The sequence below is a fragment of the Streptomyces sp. BF23-19 genome (genome assembly GCF_041106355.1).
Lineage (GTDB): Bacteria > Actinomycetota > Actinomycetes > Streptomycetales > Streptomycetaceae > Streptomyces > Streptomyces virginiae_A.
On record NZ_JBGBPT010000087.1, the window covers coordinates 1 to 21,461 of the forward strand.

A 21,461-nucleotide genomic window follows, 5' to 3' on the forward strand; every position below is an offset into this window, starting at 1 on the left:
CCGTCAGGCGGAACCCAAGATCTGAAACAGAACACGCCTCATGGGGCGAGCCCAGACCTCAAAACCAGGTCACTAGGGGGGGGTGTCCTGCCGATCAGGGCGGGGGCGGGTGAGGGAATCCGGGGGTCCCCTCACCCGACGCCCAGGAGGTCAGTCCTCGCGGCGGCCCCGGTTCCCGGGCCGGCGGGCCACCCAGGCGCGCACGGTATCGGCGTACCAGTAGGGCTTGCCCCGCTCCACGTGATCGGGCGTGGGCAGCAGTCCGTGCTTGCGGTAGGAGCGCACGGTGTCCGGCTGGACCCGGATGTGGGCAGCGATCTCCTTGTACGACCACAGCTGTCGGTCGCTCATGCTGGACACCTCCTTGTCCACGCCGCGGGGCCGGCCGGGAGGCCGTCGGGGAGCCGGCGCGTGGACACTGACGATCACTCGGGTTGTGCCCGGGGAACGACGCGGAGTGACGGCAGGGGAGGGGCTGTCGATCTCCTGTGACGGAAGACCCGCGTAATGCGGACATGCGTGACAGAAGAGGGATCCCTGTGACAAGAGCGCCACAGGGGGCGGGTGAGGAGCAAGCGGGGCGTCAGCGGTACAGGGCCGGGCGTTCCGTCAGCTCCACCACGCAGCGGGCTCCGCTGCGTGCCGCCGCGAGGCCCGCCTCGGAGACGGCCGCCGCCGCGTAGCCGTCCCACGCGTCGGGCCCCGCCACCCGGCCGCGCCCGGCCGCGGCCACCCAGCTCCGCAGCTGGCGGTCGTAGGCGTCGGCGAAGCGCACCGTGAAGTCCTGGTCGATCGCGCCGCCCCACCGGCCCGCCGCCTGCACCACCATCGCGTGACCGTCGCCGATCCGGGCACTGCCCGCCTCGCCGACCGCCTCGCACTGCACCTGGTAGCCGAAACCACAGTTGACGAAGATCTCCACGTCGACGACGGCCCCGCCCGAGGTCTCCAGCAGCACCAGCCGGGGATCGCTCAGCCCCTCGGGAGCGGCCGCCGTGGGCCGGGGCGAGAGCACCGTGACGGCGGTGATCTCCTGCCCCAGCAGCCAGCGGGCCGCGTCCACCTCGTGCACCACCGAGTCGCTGATCAGCATGTCGCTGGTGAAGAACGACGGCGACGAGGCATTGCGGTGCCGACAGTGCAGGAAGAGCGGGCGCCCGATCCCGCCCGCGTCCAGCAGCTCCTTCAGCCGGGTGTACTCGGCGTCGTACCGCCGCATGAACCCCACCTGCACCAGGCGCCGCCCCAGCCGCTGTTCGGCCTCCATGACCCGTAGCGCCCCCGCCGGGTCCGGGGTCAGCGGCTTCTCGCACAGCACCGGCAACTCCCGCTCCAGCGCCTGCAGGATCGCCTCCTCGTGGGCGGGCCCGGGAGAGGCGATCAGCACCGCCTGGACCCCGGGTGCGGCTATCGCCGCCGCCGGGTCGGTGTGCGCCGTCGCCCCGTCCAAGGTGCCCGCGACCTCCTTGACCCGGTCCCCGTCCGGGTCGGCCACGGCCACCACACGGGCCCCACCCACCGTCCGCCCGATCCGGCGGACGTGATCGGCGCCCATCTTCCCGGTGCCGATGACGGCGATGCCGAGCGTGCTCATCTCGTACTCCTCTTCCTTCCGAAGGGTCAGCGGGCGCCGCAGGAGCGGAGGTAGGCGCGGGTGCGGCGGGCGATCGGCAGCGGCCGGTCCGGCGAACACGGGTACATGTCCTGCTCCACGATGGCGAAGAGGTCCACGCCCAGACGCTGGGCCGCCGCGAGGACCGGCTCCAGCGCGGGCACCCCCGAGGGCGGTTCGCACATCACCCCGCGGCCCACGGCCGGCCCGAAGGGCAGCTCCTCGGCGACGACTTCGGCGAGGATCCGCGGATCCACCTGCTTGAGGTGGAGGTAGCCGATCCGCTCGCCGAAGGTCTCCACGGCCTGCACGCTGTCCCCGCCGCAGTACGCGTAGTGCCCCGTGTCCAGGCAGAGGGAGACGAGCGCGGGGTCGGTGGCGTCCAGGAAACGGGCCACGTTCTCCGGGGTGTCGATATGGGTGTCGGCGTGCGGGTGGACCACGATCCCCAGCCCGTACCGGTCCTGGACCTCACGGCCGAGGCGCTCGGTCTGCGAGGTCAGGTCACGCCACTGGGCGGGGGTCAGGATGCGGTCCTCCAGCACCTCCCCGGTCTTGTCGTCCCGCCAGAAGGAGGGGATGACGACGAGATGGGCCGCGCCCATGGCCTGGGTGAGCGCCGCGATCCGCGACACGTGTTCCCAGGTGTCCTCCCACACGGCGGGCCCGTGATGGAGTCCGGTGAAGACGGTTCCGGCCGAGACGCGCAGCCCGCGCTCGGCCGTCTCCTCGGCGAGGCGGGCGGGATCGGTGGGCAGGTAGCCGTAGGGGCCGAGCTCGATCCACTCGTACCCGGCGTCGGCGACCTCGTCGAGGAAGCGTTCCCACGGGGTCTGTCGGGGGTCGTCGGGAAACCAGACACCCCAGGAGTCCGGAGCCGAACCGATGCGGATACGGGTCAACGCGGGCGGGGAGGACGTCATAACGGCCACCTTAGGGTGGAGGACCAATGGGAGGACTGACTGTGACCGGCACCGGCGATCCGTTCTCGTTCGACCTGATCACGATGGGCCGGATCGGGGTGGATCTCTACCCGTTGACGACGGGCGTACCACTGGCCGAGGCGGAGACGTTCGGCAAGTTCCTGGGCGGCTCCCCGACCAACGTGGCGGTCGCGGCAGCCCGGCTGGGGCGCCGGGTCGCGGTCATCACCCGTACCGGAGCTGACCCCTTCGGCGGGTATCTGCGCTCCGAACTGAGGGGGTTCGGGGTGGACGACCGCTGGGTCGCCGAGGTCGCCGGGCTGCCGACCCCCGTCACCTTCTGCGAGATCTTCCCGCCGGACCACTTCCCGCTGTACTTCTACCGGTTGCCGAAGGCGCCGGACCTGGAGATCGAGGTGGACGAGGTGGACCTCGCGGCGGTACGGGCGGCCCGCGTGTTCTGGATGACGGGTACGGGCCTGAGCGAGGAGCCCTCGCGGGCGGCGACGCTGGCGGCACTGGAGGCCCGCGCGCGGACCGGGACGACGGTCTTCGACCTGGACTGGCGGCCGATGCTGTGGCGGGAGAAACCCGGGCCGTACTACGAGCGGGCGCTGCGGTCGGCGACGGTGGCCGTGGGGAACGCGGAGGAGTGCGAGATCGCCACCGGCGAGTCGGATCCGTACGCGGCGGCACGAGAACTGCTCGCGGCGGGCGTGGAACTGGCGGTCGTCAAACGCGGACCGGACGGCGTGCTGGCGGTCCACCGCGACGGCACGGTCGCGGAGGTCGCGCCGGTGCCGGTGGAGGTGGTCAACGGGCTGGGCGCGGGGGACGCGTTCGGCGGGGCGCTGTGCCATGGGCTGCTGGCGGGGTGGGAACTGGGGAAGGTGATGAGGTACGCGAACGCGGCCGGGGCGATCGTCGCCTCACGACTGGCGTGCGCGGCGGCGATGCCGTTCTCTCACGAGGTGGAGGAGGTGCTGGGACGTGCCGGTGGTGTCTGAGTGGGGGATGGAGTGGACGAGGCTGATGGTCCTCGACCTGGAACCGGGGGAGGTGTACGCGCACGCGTGCGGGGAGTGCGAGTGGATCGTGCTCCCGCTGTCGGGCGCGTGCCAGGTCCGTTGCCGGGCTCTGCCCGGACCCGCGCCTCAAACGCCGGCGAGGCTGAAGGAGCGGGGCTCTGCCCTGAACCCCGCCCCCCGTCCTCCGGTGGGGCCGGGGGAAGGACAGGGCGGGCCAATTCCAGCCTCGCCGGCGTTTGAGGCGCGGGGTCCGGGGCAGAGCCCCGGGAGCGGACCGGAAGAGTTCCAACTGCTCGGTCGAGACGGGGTGTTCAGCGGCGTCACCGACTTCGTCTACCTGCCGAGGGACGCGGACGCGGAGATCCGGTCGGCCGCCGGGGGCCGGTTCGCCCTCGTCGGGGCCCGCTGCGAGCGGCGGCTCCCCGCCAGGTACGGCCCGGCCGAAGCCGTCCCCGTCGAGCTCCGCGGCGCCGGCCACTGTTCCCGCCAGGTCAACAACTTCGCCGCCGCCGACGCCTTCCCCGCCGACCGCCTCATCGCCGTCGAGGTGCTCACCCCCGGCGGGAACTGGTCCTCGTACCCGCCCCACAAGCACGACGAGCACCACCCCGGCGAGGAGTCCCGTCTGGAGGAGATCTACTACTTCGAGATCGCCCCGCACGGGGACACCCCCGGGCTCGGCTACCAGCGCGTCACCCCCTCCCCGGCCGGGAAGACCGACATCCTCAACGAGGTGCGGACCGGGGACGCGGTGCTGATCCCCGACGGCTGGCACGGGCCGTCCATCGCCGCCCCCGGGCACGACATGTACTACCTGAACGTGATGGCCGGACCGGGCGCGACCCGGGAGTGGCTGATCCGGGACCACCCCGACCACGGCTGGATCCGCGGCAGCTGGGACGGCCAGGACATCGACCCCCGGCTGCCCTTCCCCGGCCCGCCCGCGTCGCCGGCCCCGACCCCGGCCCCGCCCCGAACGGAGGACCACCGATGAGGCTCACCGTCGCGCAGGCGCTCGTCCGCTTCCTGTCCCGCCAGTACACCGAGCGCGACGGGCACCGGCACCGGCTGATCACCGCCACCTGGGGGATCTTCGGGCACGGGAACGTGGCGGGCATCGGCCAGGCCCTCCTGGAGACCGGGCCTGAGGTCATGCCCTTCCTCCAGGGCCGCAACGAGCAGGCCATGGTGCACGCCGCCGTCGGATACGCCCGCCAGAGCGGCCGGCTCTCCGCGCACGCCGTCACCACCTCCATCGGCCCCGGCGCCACCAATCTCGTCACCGGCGCCGCCCTCGCCACGATCAACCGGATCCCGGTCCTGCTGCTGCCCGGTGACACCTTCGCCACCCGGCCCGCCGACCCCGTGCTCCAGCAGCTGGAGGTCCCGTACGCCGGGGACGTCTCCGTCAACGACACCCTGCGTCCCGTCTCCCGCCACTTCGACCGGATCACCCGCCCCGAGGCCCTGATCCCGGCCGCGCTGCAGGCCGTACGGGTGCTCACCGACCCCGTGCAGACCGGCGCCGCCACCCTCGCGCTGCCGCAGGACGTGCAGGCGCAGGCGTACGACTGGCCCGAGGAGTTCTTCGCCGAGCGGGTGTGGGGCGTGCGCCGGCCCCGGCCCGACCGGCACGAGCTGGCCCGCGCCGCCGAGGCCGTACGGGGCTCCGCGCGCCCGCTGATCGTCGCGGGCGGCGGGGTCCGGCACAGCGAGGCCGGTGCGGCCCTGGCCGCCTTCGCCGAGGCCACGGGGATCCCGGTGGCCGTCACCCAGGCGGGCAAGGGCGTCCTGCCCTACGGGCACCCCGCCGACGTGGGCGGGATCGGCCACACCGGCACCTCCACCGCCGCCGCGCTCGCCCGGGAGGCCGACCTCGTCATCGCCGCCGGAACCCGGCTGACCGACTTCACCACCGCCTCCGCGACCCTCTTCCAGAACCCGGCCGTCCGGTTCGTCGGCCTCAACCTGGACCCGTACGACGCCCACAAACTCGCCGCCCTGCCCCTGGTCGCCGACGCCCGAGAGGGGCTCGACGAGCTCCGGGTGGCGGTCGCCGGCCACCGGGCGGACCCGGCGTACGGAGCGGGGTACGCGGCGGAGCGGGCCCGCTGGGAGAGCCACGTCGACCGGGCCTACGCCGTCCCGGACACGGCGGAGGACGCCGCGCCCACCCAGGCCCAGGTGCTCGGGCTGCTCGACGCCCTGGTCGACGACACCGACATCCTGATCAACGCGGCCGGATCCCTCCCCGGCGACCTGCACAAGCTGTGGCGGGCCCGGTCGCAGGACCAGTACCACGTGGAGTACGGGTACTCCTGCATGGGCTACGAGATCCCCGCGGCCATCGGCGTGGCGCTGGCCGCGCCCGGCCGACCGGTGTGGGCGCTGGTCGGCGACGGTACGTACCTGATGAACCCGACCGAGATCGTCACGGCCGTCCAGGAGGGGATCCCGATCAAGGTGGTGATCCTCGACAACCACGGCTACGCCTCCATCGGTGGCCTGTCAGGGGCGGTGGGCGGTGAGGGCTTCGGCACCGCCTACCGCTTCCGGGCGCCCGACTCCGGGTATACGGGGGACATCCTTCCGGTGGACCTCGCGGCCAACGCGGGTTCCCTCGGGATGGCTGTGCTTCGCGCCCGCACCACGCGTGACCTGCGCGAAGCCCTCGCCGAGGCCCGCTCGGCGACCCGCCCCACATGTGTCTACGTACAGACCCGAACGCCCGACACTGTGTCGGGCCCACCCCCGGCACAGGCGTGGTGGGATGTTCCTGTGGCCGAGACCGCGACCCGCAAGGCCGCTGCCACGGCCCGTGAAGAGTACGACCGGCAAGCCGCGCAGCGACGTCGCCATCTGTGAAGGAGCAAGGCATGAAGACCGTCAACCACTGGATCGGTGGCAAGACCGTCGAGGGCGCGTCGGGCAACTACGGCCCGGTCACCGACCCGGCCACCGGCGAGGTCACCACCCAGGTGGCGCTCGCCTCGGCCGACGAGGTCGACGCGGCCGTACAGGTCGCCCGGGAGGCTTACCTCAGCTGGGGCCAGTCCTCGCTGGCCGCCCGCACCAAGGTGCTGTTCGCCTACCGGGCCCTGCTGGACGCCAACCGCGACGCCATCGCCGCCCTGATCACCGCCGAGCACGGCAAGGTCCACTCGGACGCGCTGGGCGAGGTCGCCCGTGGTCTGGAGATCGTCGAGCTGGCCTGCGGCATCACCACGCAGCTCAAGGGCGAGCTGTCCACGTCGGTCTCCAACCGGGTGGACGTCTCCTCGATCCGCCAGCCGCTGGGCGTCGTCGCCGGCATCACCCCGTTCAACTTCCCGGCGATGGTCCCGATGTGGATGTTCCCGCTGGCCGTGGCCTGCGGAAACACCTTCATCCTCAAGCCGAGCGAGAAGGACCCGTCGGCCGCCAACAAGCTCGCCGAGCTGGCCACCGAGGCCGGCCTCCCGGCGGGCGTGCTGAACGTGGTCCACGGCGACAAGGTGGCCGTCGACGCGCTGCTCGCCCACCCCGGCATCGCGGCCGTCTCCTTCGTCGGCTCGACCCCGATCGCCCGCCACATCCACACCACCGCCTCGGCCAACGGCAAGCGCGTCCAGGCCCTGGGCGGCGCCAAGAACCACATGCTGGTGCTGCCGGACGCCGACCTGGACGCCGCCGCCGACGCGGCCGTGTCCGCGGCCTACGGTTCGGCCGGTGAGCGCTGCATGGCGATCTCCGCCGTGGTGGCCGTCGGCGCGATCGGCGACGAGCTCGTCGAGAAGATCCGCGAGCGCGCCGAGAAGATCAAGATCGGCCCCGGCAACGACCCGAACTCCGAGATGGGCCCGCTGATCACGGCCGCCCACCGTGACAAGGTCGCCTCGTACGTGAAGGGCGCGGCCGACCAGGGCGCGGAGGTCGTCCTGGACGGCACCGGCTTCACGGTCGAGGGCAACGAGAACGGCCACTGGATCGGCCTGTCCCTGCTGGACCGCGTGAAGACCGACTCCGACGCCTACCGCGACGAGATCTTCGGCCCGGTGCTGTGCGTGCTGCGCGCCGAGACCTACGAGGAGGGCGTGGCCCTCATCAACGCCTCGCCGTTCGGCAACGGCACCGCGATCTTCACCCGCGACGGCGGCGCCGCCCGCCGCTTCCAGCTGGAGATCGAGGCCGGCATGGTCGGCGTCAACGTGCCGATCCCGGTGCCGGTGGGCTACCACTCCTTCGGTGGCTGGAAGGACTCGCTCTTCGGCGACCACCACATCTACGGCAACGACGGCATCCACTTCTACACCCGCGGCAAGGTCGTCACGACCCGCTGGCCGGACCCGGCCGAGGGCCACGTCGGCGTGGACCTGGGCTTCCCCCGCAACCACTGACCCGCCCCGCCTCCAGCAGCCCCCGGCCACCTTCCCCCGGCCGGGGGCTGCTGCCGTTCCCGCCTCTCCACGCTGACCGGCGCGACGCAACGGCCCGCGCAGGTCAGTGCGTTCGGGCCAGGTCCGGTACGGACTCCGGTTGTTCGCCCGCCGCGCGGCGTCGACGGCGCAGCAACCACACCGTGGCGCCCGCGCCCGCCAGGACCAGGAGCAGTCCCACGGCCGGCCAGGGCACGGCGATGAAGTCGGTCTCGGACACCGACACCAGGTCGGGGTGGGCGGCCGCGCCCGCTCTGACCTTCACGGTCACCCAGTCCGACTGGGGGGCGTCCGGCCACGGTTCGGTCAGCTCGATCCGTTGGCCCGGCAGCAGGGTCAGCTTCAGCTCGCGGGCGGGCCGGTTCAGCACGGTCCGCCCGAACAACCCCTCCGCGGACACCGCCACCTTGGGCTCGACCACCACGTTGCCCCGGTTGACCAGCGCGTACGAGACCGTCGCGCGGGCGTTCTTGACCCACGGCAGCAGCGGCGCCGAGCGGCTGACCCGTACGTCCTCCACGCTCAGCCCCGCCGTGACCGGCCCCGGCACCCGGAAGTAGAGCCGGGCGCCGACCGAGCGCTTCACCCCGACCTGGACCTTGCCCTCCTGCTGCACGCCCTCCACGGCGGTGCCCAGGGCGACGATCCCGCCGACGTGGTCGCCGGGCGTCGCGTCCGCCGGGACCTTCACGGAGAACGGGATGTCCTTTCGACCCTTGGCGGGCACGGTGACGGTGCTCGCGGTCTCCGGCGCGAGCGTGATCCAGGCGCCGACGTCCTTCGGCTTCGTCTCCACCGGCAGCAGCGCGAAGGCGCCGCCCGCCGGGGTGTTCACGGCATCGGTGGCGAAGACCTGGAACGTCAGCTCCTTGTCGGAGGAGTTCACGATCGTCACGCTGTCGCTCAGCGTGCTCCCGGCCGTGCCCTGGTGGAAGAAGTACGCGCGGTCGGTCATCGCCGCGCCGGCCGCCGGCGTCGGGAACACCCCCCACGTGCCGTTGTCCGCGGCGCGCGCCGCGGGGGCCGGCAGCGGCTCGTACTCGACGGCGATGGCGGCGCGCGCCGCGGTGGCCGGCAGCAGACCCGCGCCACCGAGCAGCAGGCCGAGGAGCAGACCGTACAGGAGGGTGCGGGTGCGACGACGGCTGCGGCTGCGGCTGCGGGTGCGGGTGCGGGTGGGCATGGGCGGTCTCCAGTGGGCGCGGAAAGGGGAAAGGGGTGGTGCGGCGCCGGAGCGCCGCACCACCCTGGGTCGAGCGGCCCTACGGGTCAGGCGATCGAGAAGGTCACGACCGTCTGGTAGGTGTCCGCGAACATGAACGGCGGGAGCTGGATCATTCCGGCGCCGCCGACGGCGAACTCACCGCCGGTCAGCTCGTCCCCGCCGGCGGCCTGGGAGGCCACCTTCATCGGGACGTCGGAGATCGCGCCGGGCGTGCCCGCGGTGCAGGTGCTCGGGCTGTCCGGGTTGGTCACGGTGCAGGACGGCTGGATGCCGATCTGCGCCTTCGCCATCGAGTGGCCGGTGGTCTGGTTCAGGAACGGCGTGCGCGTCGCCGTCACGTCCCAGCCGAGCGAGCCGCCGCGGAAGTCCTGGACGGTAGCGGCGTTGAAGACGCCGACCACCGACTGGGCCTTGCCGTTGATGGTGACCGCGCCGAAGCTGACGGCCGGCTGGCCGTCCTTCGGGCCGAGGGCCAGCGGACCGGGCAGGACCTCGACGTCGACGGGATTCTTCACACCGGCCTGCTCCTCCAGGAACACGAAGGCCTTGTACGGGGTGATCGAACCGTCGATCCTGATCGCGTCGGCCTTCTTGGTGACCGTGACGTTGCAGGTGGCCGCGCCGGACGCGTCCGCCGTGCCCGTACCGGTGTCACCGGTCGCGGTGCCCGCGAGCAGGGCGGAGCAGGCGACCGGGCCGGCCGGGAAGTTGGCGCCGGTCACGGTGACGGCGGTGCCCGCCGGGCCGCTGTTGGGTGTCAGCTTCGTGGTGACCGGGTCCTTGGGCAGGGCCTCGACCGCGACCGAGCCGAGCGAGGCGCTCGGGCGCGGCGCCGGGGTACAGGTGGTGGTGAAGACCGAACCGGACAGGTCCGCGTCGGTCACCGCCAGGTCGAGGGCGACCTGGACCGTGGTGCCCTCGGTGCCGTCGGGGATCTTGATGGTTCCGGAGAACGCCTTGGGGTCGAGCGGCTGCCCGGCCACGACGGAGACCGTCTCCGGCGGGCTGGTCACCACCTGGGTGGTGGTACCGACCTTGAGGGTGATCTTGGAGGTGTTCACCGTGGTGACGGAGAACGAGGGGATCAGGGGGCTCGCACCCGGGTCGATCGTGATCGGGACGACGTCGCCCGCCTTGGCGCCGTCGGGCAGGGTGACCGTGTAGTTCTGGTTGCCGGAGCCGTCCGGCTGCGGCGCCGGGGCGTCGCAGTTCTCGAAGACTGCGGTGGTCTTGGTCGCGGCCTGCGCGGATCCCGTCAGGGCCACCACGCCGCCCGTCAGGGCCAGAGACAGGGCTCCCGCCCCGGCCAGCACTCTTCGTCTGAGCATTCTCGTACTCACTGGGTCGCGACTCCTTCGTCATGACGAACCCCTCCCCCCACCCGCTGTGTGGGGGAGGCCGAGCCGGTGCGGTGGCCGATATTGACGCGTCGCCGTGATGAGAAGTCAATGACTTGCTTTGGCCCGAAGCACACAGAAATTGATGGGCCATCAGGGAGAGTCTGATGGCCCATCGGATACCGACCGGTCGGGGTGGGGAGGGAGAGGCGGCCTAGCGTCCGGTGGGGGTGTGGAGCAGGAGGTTCGGGGTGCCGGCCGGGAGCCCGGTGATCCGGTCGGTCACGGCGCTGCGCAGCAGTTCCTCGGACACCTGCGCGGGGGTGCGCGCCGTACCGCGCGCCAGGATGAGCGCGGCGACCCCGGCCACGTGCGGGGCGGCCATCGAGGTGCCGGAGGCGCGGGCCGTGGCGGTGGCGGAGTCCTTCCAGGCCGAGATGATGCGCACGCCGGGCGCCGAGAGGTCCACGCAGGGGCCGTGGTCGGAGAACGGCGCCCGGCGGTCCTCGGCGTCGGTCGCCCCGACCGTGAGGGCCTGGGGGACGGCGGCGGGGGATCCGCCGCAGGCGTTTTTGCCGTCGTTCCCGGCGGCCACGGTGAAGGTGATCCCCTTGGCCACGGCTCGGATCACCGCGGCGTCGAGCGCGTGGCTGCGGCTGCCACCGATGCTCATGTTGGCCACGGCCGGAGTGGTGGGAGCCTTGGCGGCGTCCTTCACCACCCAGTCGAGACCCTTGAGGATCGCCGACAGGGCCGCGGAGCCACGGCAGTCGGCCACCTTGACCCCGACGAGGGAGACCCCCTTGGCCACCCCGTACGTCTCCCCGCCCACGGTCGCCGCGACGTGCGTGCCGTGGCCGCTGCAGTCGCGGGAGCTGCTGAGGAACAGCGCGTTGTAGCCGGCCCGGGCGCGGCCGCCGAATTCCCGGTGGCCGGTGTTGATGCCGGTGTCGAGGACGTAGACGGTGACGCCCTCGGCCCTGCCGGAATACGTGTACGAGCCGTCGAGCGGGAGTTCGCGCTGGTCGATCCGGTCCAGGGACCACGGCGCGGGAGCCTGCGGCCCGGTCGGAAGTTCGTCGGTGGTGTGGAACTCCGCGTCGGGCTCCACGGAGGCCACCCGCGGGTCGGCGGCCAGGGCGGTGGCCCGGGCGGCCGTGGCGCGGACGGCGAAGCCGTTCAGGGCGGCCTCGTACACGGGTCCGACCTCGTCGCCGGCGTCCGTGGCCTCGGCGGCCAGGGCGTGGGTCGGCGCGCGGGAGGTGGTGTCCTTGAGGACGACGACGTAGGGGGCGGTGGCGTCGGAGTCCGGAGCCGGTGGAGAGCCCGTGACGGTGGCTGCGAGCAGGGCGGCGGCGGGGAGGAACACGGCGAATGCGGTCATGCGGCCGATGCTCTGCGAGCGGCGGCGCGGGCGCGCGGAGGGTGCGCCGAGTGGGCGCACGACACGCCGCAGCGCGGGTGGATCCGGGACCGGCCCGGGCGCGCGCGGCAGACCGCTCCGTCAGGCCGCGCGCCAGACCGTCATGTCCGCCATCAGGAAGCTCGGCAGGTTCTCCATCCATGGGGTCGACTTGAGCGCGAGCACGAGCAGCGCGATGTCCCCCGACCGGTGTTTGACGCAGAACTCGCTGCCGGCCGCCGCACTGCTCAGCGACTGGCTTCTCGTGCCCTTACCTTCGAGGGCGGCCCGACAGGATTCGAGGGAGCCGTTCGGCTTGCCCGACAGCTGGACGATCACACTGGTGTCGCTCTGCAGTTCGCAGTTCCCCTCGTCGCAGGTCAGTCGCAGGTCCCCGGAGCGAGTGGCGCGCTCGACAGGTTCCTTGATGCCGACCGAGTTGCTGTCGTCCAGGCGCAACGCGGGGTAGGGGACGGCCTTCGGCGGAACGCTCGGGGTCGGGGTCGGGCTCGGCTTCGACGCGGCTTCGGCGGGCTTCCGGGTCGGGTCGCCGCTCGCCGAGTGGGCCGGACCGGCAGAGGATCCCTTGGCCGTCGGGGACTTCGCGCGGTCGCGCAGACTGTCCGCCGCCCGGTCGACGACCGACCAGGCCGTGCCCAGCAGCATGGCGACCGTCACGATCGACGCGGCAGCGACCACCGCGTTGCGCCGTCGGCGCTTGCGCCGTTGCTCCGGTCCCTCCGGAACCGCCGGCTCCGGAGGCTGCCACACCTGGCGCATCGTGTGCGCGGCGAGCGGAGCCGGACCGGACGCCGGAAACTGCATCGGCATCGGCTCCGGCACGGGCTCCGGGACCGTCACTTGCGGTCCGGTCACCTCGCGCCAGAGCGCCGGACCGCCGTCCGCGTCGGCGTCCTCGCCCAGTTCCGTCCTGCACCACGCCACGATCTCCGCGGGGGTGGCCCGCTCCTGCGGATCGGTGGCCAGGCACCGGGCGAGCAGCGGACGAAGCTCCTGCGGGACCCGGGACAGGTCGGGCTCGGAGTGCACGATCCGGTACAGCACGGTGGCGGAGGGGCCGGTGCCGTACAGCGGCTCGCCCAGCGCGGCGAACGCCGCGGTCTGGCCCAGCGCGAACACGTCGGCGGCCGCGGTGACCTCACCCGCCGACGCCTGCTCGGGGGCCATGTACTGGGGCGTTCCGATGGTGGCGCCCGTGGCGGTGTGCGCGGTGGTGTCGGACGCCAGCGAGATGCCGAAGTCGATGACGCGGGGCCCGTCGGCGGCCAGGAGCACGTTCGACGGCTTCATGTCGCGGTGCACGATGCCCGCACCATGGATGGCCTGCAGCGCCTCGGCCACGCCCGCCATCAGCCACAGCACGGCGGGCACGGGCAGCGGTCCGCGCCGGGTCACGGCCTGCGACAGCGAGGGCCCGGGTACGTAGAGGGTGGCCAGCCAGGGTGTCGTCGCGTCCGCGTCGGCGTCGATCAACTCGGCGGTGTACGCGCCCCGGACCCGTCGGGCGGCCTCCACCTCACGGCGGAACCGCCGTCGGAACGCCGGGTCCTCGGCCAGTTCCGGGCGTACGACCTTGATCGCCACCGGGCGGCCGCCCTGGGTGTGGGACAGGTAGACCCGGCCCATGCCGCCCGCACCCAGCCGCGCCGCGATGCGGTATCCGGCCACGGTGGACGGATCGTCCGCCCGCAGCGGCTCGAACACCTCGGTCGCGCTGTTCATCTGCCCTCCCCCGATCCCCTGGTCGAACGACGGGTCGACCAGCGAACACCCTAAGCGCCGGGCGGCGGCCGGAAGTTGCCGGGGAGGCGGTGCGTGGAGCGGTGTGCGGGGCGGCCCGTGGAACGGTGCGTGGAGCGGTGCGAGGGGCGGCGCGCGGACGCTGTGCCCCCGACCGAGCTACGGGGCGAGGGGCCAGCCGCGCATCGAGAAGACACCCTCGTCGCGGGCGCCGGCGGCATCGTAGGTGGCCAGAGCGGCCTCGTTGTCGGTGTCTACCCCCACCCACATGCCGTAGCAGCCGCGGGCCTTGGCCTCCTCCGCGAGGGCCAGGGTCAGGTCGCGGCCGATGCCGCGGCGGCGGTACCCCTCGTCCACGGACAGCTCGTACAGGCACATCTCGGTGCCCTTGTCGGGGTGGCTCATCTCGATGCCGGAGACCATCCCGGCGGGCACGCCGTCGACGTAGGCGATGAGCATCAGGTGTCCCGGGGCGGCGAGGAAGCGCTCGGACCACTCCTTGCGGGCAGGCCCGTCGAAGAGGGACTCGGCGGCTTCGAGCTCGGCGGGGGTGAGGGCCCGGCGGATGTCCATGGCGGTCACGATAGTGCGCACATGACGGATGATCAGTCGATGTACGGGCACGGCGTGGCGGCCTCGGCACGCGCCCGCGTCCGGGCAGCCCTTAACCTGTTCCGGCTGTCGAGGACTTGAGGGGGAGCATCGTGAGGGACGCCGTGGTCACGCCCGAGGGCGACCGGATCCGCTGGGTCGAGCTGGCGGGGGAGGAGCCGGCCCGGGTGTACGTGCACGGGCTCGGCTCCACCTCGCCCGCCTACTTCGCGGCGAGCGCCACCCATCCGCTGCTGGCGGGGCGGCGTTCGCTGCTGGTCGATCTGCTGGGCCACGGGCACAGCGACCGGCCCGAGGAGTTCGACTACACCCTCGAAGCGCATGCCGACGCGCTGGCGGTGGCCCTCGCCGATGCCGGGGTCGAGGGAGCCGAGCTGATCGCCCACAGCATGGGCGGGGCCGTGGCCATCGTGCTCGCGGACCGGCACCCGCACCTGGTGTCCCGGCTGGTGCTCGTCGACGCCAACCTGGATCCGCACCGGACCGTTCCCGTCATGCCGGGCAGCAGCGGGATCGCCTCCTACACCGAGGAGGAGTTCCTGGCCAGGGGCTGGGCCGAGGTGCGGGACCGGGTCGGCGCGCACTGGTGGTCCACGATGCGGCTGGCCGGCCGAACAGCCCTGTACCGCACGGCTGTCCACCTGGCCGCCGGCACCAAGCCCACCATGCGTGAGCTGCTGCTGGAGTCGAGGATCCCGCGCACCTACCTGCTGCCCGAGGCGGACGGCCCGCTCCCGGGCGCCGATGCCCTCGAAGCCTCGGGCGTGGCGGTGGTGTCCGTCCCCGACTGCGGGCACAACATCATGCTCGACAACCCGGAAGGCTTCGCCCGGGCCACCGCGGCGGCCCTGGCCCGCGACTGAGCGGTCCGGTCCGGGCCGGGCGTGCCGGAAGGGCGGGCGCGCCAGTGCGGTGGACCTTTCCGGTCACAGCACTAGGCCGTCTCTTTCGGATCTTGTCGGGTCCGCGCCGCCCGGCACCGCGCCTCGCCGCACTGCCGGGGCAACCGAGTACGTCCAGTACACGGCAGCCCCGGCAGCACGCCGAGGCACGGCACCGGACGACGCGGACCTGACCGACAAGATCCGAAAGAGACGACCTAGGTCAGCCGTGGGTCCGGGGCGTGGAGGCGGCGCCCTCCCGGGGCCGCACGGAGCTCGGGGACGGGGTGCCGTCCGTCCAGGCGTAGACCCGCTTGCCGCGCACCGCGACCTGGTACTGGTGGGCGCCCCGGCACTCGGCCCGCACACCCTCCCGCAGGCTGCCCGGCCACCACTTGGCGTGCAGAGCCGGGGCGCCCACCGGCTTCGGCGCGCCCGCGCCGCACTGGGGGCCGTCCAGCGGGGTCGCGCCGAGGGTGAACCGGATCAGCCGGGCCTCGCCGGTCGTGCGCACCCGTATGCGGACGTCGGTGGCGTCCTTGGGTATCCAGGACGGCAGGGCGAACGGCGCCTTCTCCCGGGTGGGGGCATCGGCGGCGCTCGCGAAGCGCTTGCCCTTCTCCTTGTACACCTTGCTGTCGATGGTGTCGGTCACGGGGTTGGGCGGCAGGTTGGGCAGCGCGAAGGCGGCGGTGGCGAGGACTCCCACGGTGGCTGCGGCGACGACGAGCGGGCGGCGGTTCATGCTTTCCAGTCTCGGCGGCCGGCCCCCACCGCGCGTCCCTCCTCAGGACGAACCGGCACTGCGCCGCAGGTCCCATACGGACTCATACCTGGGAGGGTGTCCGGTCCGCGTGCGCCGACGCGCAGTAACCGAGAGGCGCCCGGGGGAGTTGGCCGGAGGTGATCCGTCCGCCCCGGCACCGAGGAACTCCATGCGCCGTCGCCGCCTCCTCCCCGCTCTCGTCCCGGCCCTCGCCACCGCCACCGCCACCGCGGTGCTCGCCCTCGCCCCGGCGGCCTGGGCCGCACCGCGGGTCCCGGCCGACAAGCCGCAGGTGCTGAGCCGCTGGACGCAGACCAGCGCGGCCAGCTATCAGGAATGGGCCGGGGCCCGCGAGCACCGGGCGGCCTGGGCCGCGTACGGCTTCGACTGGTCGACGGACCACTGCACCTCGTCCCCCGACAACCCTCTCGGCTTCCCCTTCGCGGACGCCTGCGCGCGCCACGACTTCGGCTACCGCAACCACCGTGCGGCCGGGCTGTTCCCGGCCGCCAAGACCCGGCTGGACCTGGCGTTCCACGCGGACCTGAAGCGGGTCTGCGCGCAGTACTCGGGCTCCCGCAGGAGCTCCTGCGAGGGCACCGCGTGGACCTACTACCAAGCGGTCCGGCTGCTCGGCATCTCCTGATCTCCCCGGGAGCACACGGCCGGCGGCGCGCCGCCGACGGGGAGCGCCCTCAGCAGCACAGCACCGGGACCTCCTGGACCAGGTTGTTGCCGAAACCACCCCGGTTCCACGGCTGTTCGAGGGGCTGCGTGCCGCCCTCGGCGTCGGTGGCGCGGACGGTGAGCGTGTGGAGTCCCGGCGCCGCCGCCCAGACACAGGACCAGGCCTGCCACGCCCACCGGTGCGGCCCCGGCGGCGCGACCTCGGCCCGGGTCCAGGTGCGGCCCCCGTCGGCGCTCACCTCCACCCGGTCGACGGCCCCGTGGCCGGACCAGGCCCGTCCCTCCAGCGGTACCGGGCCGGGGCGCACGACGCGGGTGCGGGACATGAAGTCGGGGAATCCCGGCGGGACCATCAGGGCGCGCGGCGCGATCCGGGTGACCGGTTCGCCGGGGTCGTCCGGATCGTCGGCGGCCGACCGGTAGCGGTAGGCCACGGCCTGCTGGAATCCGGTGAACGGCGCGTCCACGAGGGTGATCTCGCGCAGCCATTTGACGTGCGCCATGCCGTACCAGCCGGGGACGACCAGCCGCAGCGGACACCCGTGCTGCGGGGGCAGGGGCAGGCCGTTCATGGTGTGGGCGATCAGCACCTCGGGGTCGTCCCCGGTGGCGGCGGCCACGGGCAGGCTGCGCCGGTAGTCCTGCTCGACGCCGCGCTCGACCCCGTGGTCGGCGCCGGTGAACACGGCCTCGACGGCGTCCGGCCGCACCCCGGCCTCGGCCAGCACCAGACGCAGCGGTACGCCGGTCCAGTCGGCGGTGCCCACCGCCTCGACCAGCCACGGCTGGCTGACCGGCCGGGGTGTCAGGCGGGCCCGGCCGTTGCCCGCGCACTCCATCGTGACGCGGTGGGTGACCGTGGGGAACGCGCGCAGCGCGGCGAGGTCCAGGGCCAGCGGGGTACGCACCCGGCCGCCGACGGTGAGGGGCCATCCGGCCGGGTCGGCGGCGGGTATGTCGTAGTGGACCAGGACGTAGTGCAGTCCCGGCGGTGTGACCTCGTAGCGCAGGGCCTCCAGCGGAAGCCCGTGGTTGCGGGCCGCGAGCGCCAACTCCTCCGGGCCGATGCCCTCGCCGGGCGACGCGATGCGGCCCGGGGTGCTGACGTCCCGCACCGACGGCTGGTCCATCTCCTCATGGTCGCGCGTGTCGCCGCCGCCGCGCCACCGCTGCCGCCGCGCCACCCCCGATGCAGCCACCACCGCCACCTCGTGCGGCCGGTCCGCTCTACTGCGGCACCAGGTGGCGGGTGAACCAGTCACCGGCCAGGCGGGCCACCTCGTCCAGGGCTCCCGGCTCCTCGAAGAGGTGGGTGGCCCCCGGAACGATCTCCAGCCGGTTCTCGCAGCGCAGCTCGCGCTGGGCCCGGCGATTGAGATCGAGCACCGTCGAATCCCGGCCACCCACGATCAGCAGCGTGGGGGCCCGTACGGCGGCGAGCCGCTCACCGGCCAGGTCCGGCCGGCCGCCGCGGGACACCACGGCGCCGATGTCGGCGCCCGTCTCCCCGGCGGCCCACAGCGCCGCCGCGGCACCGGTGCTCGCCCCGAACCAGCCCGTCGGGAGGAACTCCCGCCGGCGCAGCCAGGCGGTGGCCCCGGCGAGCCGCCGGGCCAGGGTCTCGATGTCGAAGACGTTGGCCCGGTCGGCCTCCTCGTCGGGCGTCAGCAGGTCGAGGAGCAAAGTGGCGAGGCCCGCACGGTTGAGGTCCGCCGCCACCGACCGGTTGCGCGGGCTGCGGCGGCCGCTGCCGGAGCCGTGCGCGAACACCACGACCGCGCCGGCGCCCTCCGGCAGGGCGAGGTCCCCGACCAGCACGGTGCCGCCGGCGTCCACCTCGACCTCGACGGCCCGGACGGGCGGGCGGCCGGCAGGGTCGGCCGCCGCCCGCGCCAGCAGGAAGACGACCTCCTCGTCAGGGGTCTGGGAGAAGTCCTGGTACCACTCGCCGACGGCGCGGAAGGCATGCGGCGTGGCGAGGCACACCACCTCGTCGGCCGCGGAGCCCAGCCGGGCGACGGCGTCCGGCGGGGCCACCGGAACGGCCAGCACCACCCGCGCCGCGCCCTGCGCCCGTACGACCTCGCACGCGGCGGCGGCCGTGGCGCCGGTCGCGATCCCGTCGTCCACGACGATCACGGTCCGGCCGTCCAGGGGCACCCGCGGCCGGTCCCCGCGGAACCGCGCGGCCTGTCGGGCGAGCTCCGCCGCCTCGGCGTGTTCCACCGACGCGATGTCCTGCGGGCCCAGCCGGCTGCTGCGGACGATGTCCTCGCTGACGACGCGGACGCCGCCTTCGCCGATGGCGCCGAAGCCCAGCTCACGATGGTGGGGGACGCCGAGTTTGCGCACCACGACGACGTCGAGGGGGGCGCCGAGCGCGCGGGCCACCCGGTAGGCGACCGGGACTCCGCCGCGGGGCAGGCCCAGGACGACGGGATCCTCCCCCTTCAGGCGCCGGAGAGCTTCGGCGAGCCGCTCACCGGCTTCAGCGCGATGGGTGAACAGCACGATGGCTCACCCCCAACCAGGGGAGACGGAAACCACGTACCCATCTCCTTCGACGCAACCGCATCCCAGGCCGTCCCGCAAGTCGGTCGGCCCGCCCTCCGTGTCGCGGGCCCCGGCGGACGCGTTCCGTTCCGTAGCCGGCGCGACGAACTGGTCCGAATTCGCCGTCCAGTTCGCTGATCGCCGGCGGCTCTTAACGCGTCACCACGAGATGCTTTTCAACCTGCTTTACCTGCACGAAAGCCCTCCGCGGAGGGAGGGCTTCGGGCGGTGCGGAAAGAGTGCCCCCGGCAGGACTCGAACCTGCGGCCAAGTGCTTAGAAGGCACCTGCTCTATCCACTGAGCTACGGGGGCCGGAAAGTGGCCTTGGTGGGCCTGGAGCCTCCGGTGGGGGTGGGGCTGAGGTCCGTGCCGGGTCAAGGATAGGGCTCCGGTTGCCTTGTCCCGGTTGCTTCACTCGCGGGCCACGATGTGGAGGTTCGGTGAAGCGGTCCCGATAATCGCAGGCAGGTGCGATTCTCGCATCGCTTTTGCGCCGCGTCGCCCCTGGTGTTGTGCACTCGTTATGCCTGCGCCCCACTCGTCCGTCGTGCCCAGAATGTCCCACTGGAATCGCGGTCGGCGCGCAGAGGACGTATAAGCTTCAAAAATGGTCCCAAATTGGGCATTCTTCGCATGTGGTGACCTTGGATGTTCGGCCTCAGCTGCTCGATGCCCTGTCCGCCCTGCGCGACCGGGTGGCGTCCGTGCGTCTGCCGCTGCCCCTGCCCGGCGCTCCGCGCGCCCGCCAGACCAGAGCCGAGCTGCTCGCGCAGCTCGACGACTACCTCGTACCCCGATTGCAGGCGCCCGAGGCGCCGATGCTCGCCGTCGTGGGCGGGTCCACCGGGGCCGGTAAGTCCACCCTCGTCAACTCCCTCGTCGGCCGACAGGTCAGCGAAGCCGGGGTGCTGCGCCCGACGACACGCACCCCGGTGCTCGTCTGCCATCCGGACGACCATCACTGGTTCGCCGGAATGCGCGTGCTGCCCGACCTGATGCGGGTCTGGGTGCCGCACGAGGAGGACGAGACGCCGGCCGCCAAATCCCGGGCCCGCGACCGCGGCCCGGCCAACACCCACGCGACCCGCGAGATGCGGATCGAGACCGTTTCCAGCCTGCCGCGCGGGCTCGCCATCCTCGACGCCCCCGACATCGACTCCCTGGTCGTCGAGAACCGCACCCTCGCCGCCCAGCTCATCTGCGCCGCCGACGTCTGGGTGATGGTCACCACCGCCTCGCGGTACGCCGACGCCGTCCCCTGGCACCTGCTGCGCACCGCCAAGCAGTACAGAGCCACCCTCATCACCGTCCTGGACCGGGTCCCGCACCAGGTGCTCGCCGAGGTCTCGCGGCAGTACGGGGCCCTGCTCACCAAGGCCGGGCTGGGCGACGTACCGCGGTTCACCGTCCCGGAGCTGCCCGAGTCCGCCGGCGGGGGCGGGCTGCTGCCGGCCAGCGCCGTCGCCCCGCTGTTCGCCTGGCTCGCCCACCACGCACAGGACCCCGCCGCCCGGCAGCACGCCGTCGGGCGCACCGCACTCGGCGCGCTGGACTCCCTCGCGCGCCGGATGCCGGAGCTCGCCTCCGCCGTCGCCGCCCAGCACGCCGCCGCCGTACGACTCACCTCAGCCGTCGAGGACGCGTACAAACGGGAGGGCAAGCGGGTCCGCAACCGCCTCGACCACGGCGCCGTACTGGCCGGGGACGCACTGACCCGGTGGCGCGGTTACCCGCTCGACACGAGCGCCGACGAACTGCTGGACTCGCTCGCCGAATCCCTCGCCGCGCTCCTCCAATGCGCCGTCGCCGCCGCCGACGAGCGCATCGCCGACGCCTGGCGGCGCGAGCCGGCCGCCGGCGCGGTCGCGCTGCCCGCGCCCGACCGGGAGGCGGGGGAGCGCATCGGCATGGCCGTACGCCGCTGGCGACGGGTCCTGGAGGAACTCGCCGAGGAGGAGGTGGCCAAGAGCGACAGGCAGCCCGCACCCGACCCGGACGGCGTCGCCGCCCTGCTCGTCGCCGCCCTCCTCGGCGGCAAACGGGCCCGGCCCGCGGGGGAGAAGCTCGCCGAACGGATCGGCGCGCAGGCCGCCCTGCGGCTGCGCGACCGGGGCGGGGAACTGGTCGGCGACCACCTCGACCAGGTGCTGCGCGCCGAACGCGACCGCCGGCTCGCCCCGCTGGAGGCGCTCGAAGTGACCCCGGAACCACAGGCCGAGCTGATTGCCGCGCTGTCCGTACTGCAGAAGGAGAGGTGA

At 73.2% G+C, this 21,461-nt stretch carries 18 protein-coding genes and 1 tRNA gene; 7 read left to right on the forward strand and 12 right to left on the reverse strand.

Annotation, left to right across the window (positions count from 1 at the left end; translation table 11 throughout):
- Positions 1–150: 150 nt before the first annotated feature.
- From AB8A24_RS35105 to AB8A24_RS35115, 3 genes are all read right to left on the reverse strand, one after another.
- Complete coding sequence (locus AB8A24_RS35105) at positions 151–351, reverse strand: AlpA family transcriptional regulator (protein WP_266391501.1); 201 nt, start codon at positions 349–351, stop codon at positions 151–153.
- A gap of 232 nt (positions 352–583) precedes the next feature.
- The gene (locus AB8A24_RS35110; RefSeq protein ID WP_369478517.1) at positions 584–1,594 is read right to left on the reverse strand and encodes a Gfo/Idh/MocA family protein; all 1,011 of its coding nucleotides are present in this window, start codon (positions 1,592–1,594) and stop codon (positions 584–586) included.
- Positions 1,595–1,620: 26 nt separating this feature from the next.
- Complete coding sequence (locus tag AB8A24_RS35115) at positions 1,621–2,535, reverse strand: sugar phosphate isomerase/epimerase (protein WP_328963317.1); 915 nt, start codon at positions 2,533–2,535, stop codon at positions 1,621–1,623.
- Between the two features lie 26 nt (positions 2,536–2,561).
- Between AB8A24_RS35115 and iolC the strand changes: the two genes are divergently transcribed.
- The 4 genes from iolC to AB8A24_RS35135 are packed head-to-tail and all read left to right on the forward strand — an operon-like array spanning position 2,562 to position 7,939.
- Positions 2,562–3,542, forward strand: a complete 981-nt coding sequence (gene iolC / locus AB8A24_RS35120; protein ID WP_328963318.1) for a 5-dehydro-2-deoxygluconokinase — start codon at positions 2,562–2,564, stop codon at positions 3,540–3,542.
- Positions 3,543–3,549: 7 nt separating this feature from the next.
- The gene (iolB, locus tag AB8A24_RS35125) at positions 3,550–4,557 is read left to right on the forward strand and encodes a 5-deoxy-glucuronate isomerase (RefSeq protein WP_328965974.1); all 1,008 of its coding nucleotides are present in this window, start codon (positions 3,550–3,552) and stop codon (positions 4,555–4,557) included.
- Entirely contained in the window at positions 4,554–6,428 is a 1,875-nt protein-coding gene (gene iolD, locus AB8A24_RS35130; protein WP_369478518.1) for a 3D-(3,5/4)-trihydroxycyclohexane-1,2-dione acylhydrolase (decyclizing), read from the forward strand. The genes iolB and iolD overlap by 4 nt, the downstream gene beginning before the upstream one ends.
- Before the next feature lie 11 nt (positions 6,429–6,439).
- Positions 6,440–7,939: a CoA-acylating methylmalonate-semialdehyde dehydrogenase gene (locus AB8A24_RS35135; protein WP_328963320.1), complete on the forward strand. Its 1,500-nt coding sequence runs from the start codon at positions 6,440–6,442 to the stop codon at positions 7,937–7,939.
- A gap of 103 nt (positions 7,940–8,042) precedes the next feature.
- Here the strand turns inward: AB8A24_RS35135 and AB8A24_RS35140 are convergent, their stop codons facing one another.
- From AB8A24_RS35140 to AB8A24_RS35160, 5 genes are all read right to left on the reverse strand, one after another.
- Positions 8,043–9,161, reverse strand: coding sequence for a DUF916 domain-containing protein (locus AB8A24_RS35140; protein WP_369478519.1), 1,119 nt, complete (start codon positions 9,159–9,161; stop codon positions 8,043–8,045).
- Between the two features lie 86 nt (positions 9,162–9,247).
- Entirely contained in the window at positions 9,248–10,543 is a 1,296-nt protein-coding gene (locus AB8A24_RS35145; RefSeq protein WP_369478520.1) for a hypothetical protein, read from the reverse strand.
- A 211-nt stretch (positions 10,544–10,754) separates the two neighbouring features.
- Positions 10,755–11,924, reverse strand: a complete 1,170-nt coding sequence (locus AB8A24_RS35150; RefSeq protein ID WP_328963323.1) for a S8 family peptidase — start codon at positions 11,922–11,924, stop codon at positions 10,755–10,757.
- A 120-nt stretch (positions 11,925–12,044) separates the two neighbouring features.
- Entirely contained in the window at positions 12,045–13,685 is a 1,641-nt protein-coding gene (locus AB8A24_RS35155; RefSeq protein WP_369478521.1) for a serine/threonine-protein kinase, read from the reverse strand.
- Between the two features lie 177 nt (positions 13,686–13,862).
- Positions 13,863–14,276, reverse strand: coding sequence for a GNAT family N-acetyltransferase (locus AB8A24_RS35160; RefSeq protein WP_328965975.1), 414 nt, complete (start codon positions 14,274–14,276; stop codon positions 13,863–13,865).
- A gap of 131 nt (positions 14,277–14,407) precedes the next feature.
- On the opposite strand from AB8A24_RS35160, the gene AB8A24_RS35165 reads away from it, so the two are divergent.
- Positions 14,408–15,178 carry an alpha/beta fold hydrolase gene (locus AB8A24_RS35165; protein WP_369478522.1) on the forward strand — a complete coding sequence of 257 codons (771 nt, stop codon included), beginning with the start codon at positions 14,408–14,410 and terminating at the stop codon, positions 15,176–15,178.
- A 241-nt stretch (positions 15,179–15,419) separates the two neighbouring features.
- On the opposite strand, the gene AB8A24_RS35170 is transcribed toward AB8A24_RS35165, so the two are convergent.
- Positions 15,420–15,941, reverse strand: coding sequence for a hypothetical protein (locus AB8A24_RS35170; protein WP_328963326.1), 522 nt, complete (start codon positions 15,939–15,941; stop codon positions 15,420–15,422).
- 190 nt (positions 15,942–16,131) lie between these two features.
- Between AB8A24_RS35170 and AB8A24_RS35175 the strand changes: the two genes are divergently transcribed.
- Positions 16,132–16,608: a phospholipase gene (locus AB8A24_RS35175; protein WP_328963327.1), complete on the forward strand. Its 477-nt coding sequence runs from the start codon at positions 16,132–16,134 to the stop codon at positions 16,606–16,608.
- A gap of 49 nt (positions 16,609–16,657) precedes the next feature.
- Here AB8A24_RS35175 and AB8A24_RS35180 read toward each other — a convergent pair whose 3' ends face one another.
- From AB8A24_RS35180 to AB8A24_RS35190, 3 genes are all read right to left on the reverse strand, one after another.
- Positions 16,658–17,779 (reverse strand): sulfite oxidase, encoded by a 1,122-nt coding sequence (locus tag AB8A24_RS35180; RefSeq protein ID WP_369478532.1) that lies wholly within the window; start codon positions 17,777–17,779, stop codon positions 16,658–16,660.
- Positions 17,780–17,876: 97 nt separating this feature from the next.
- Complete coding sequence (locus AB8A24_RS35185; protein ID WP_369478523.1) at positions 17,877–19,160, reverse strand: phosphoribosyltransferase family protein; 1,284 nt, start codon at positions 19,158–19,160, stop codon at positions 17,877–17,879.
- Positions 19,161–19,442: 282 nt separating this feature from the next.
- Positions 19,443–19,515, reverse strand: a tRNA-Arg gene (locus AB8A24_RS35190).
- 332 nt (positions 19,516–19,847) lie between these two features.
- Here AB8A24_RS35190 and AB8A24_RS35195 point away from each other — a divergent pair.
- Positions 19,848–21,461 carry a dynamin family protein gene (locus AB8A24_RS35195; protein ID WP_328963329.1) on the forward strand — a complete coding sequence of 538 codons (1,614 nt, stop codon included), beginning with the start codon at positions 19,848–19,850 and terminating at the stop codon, positions 21,459–21,461.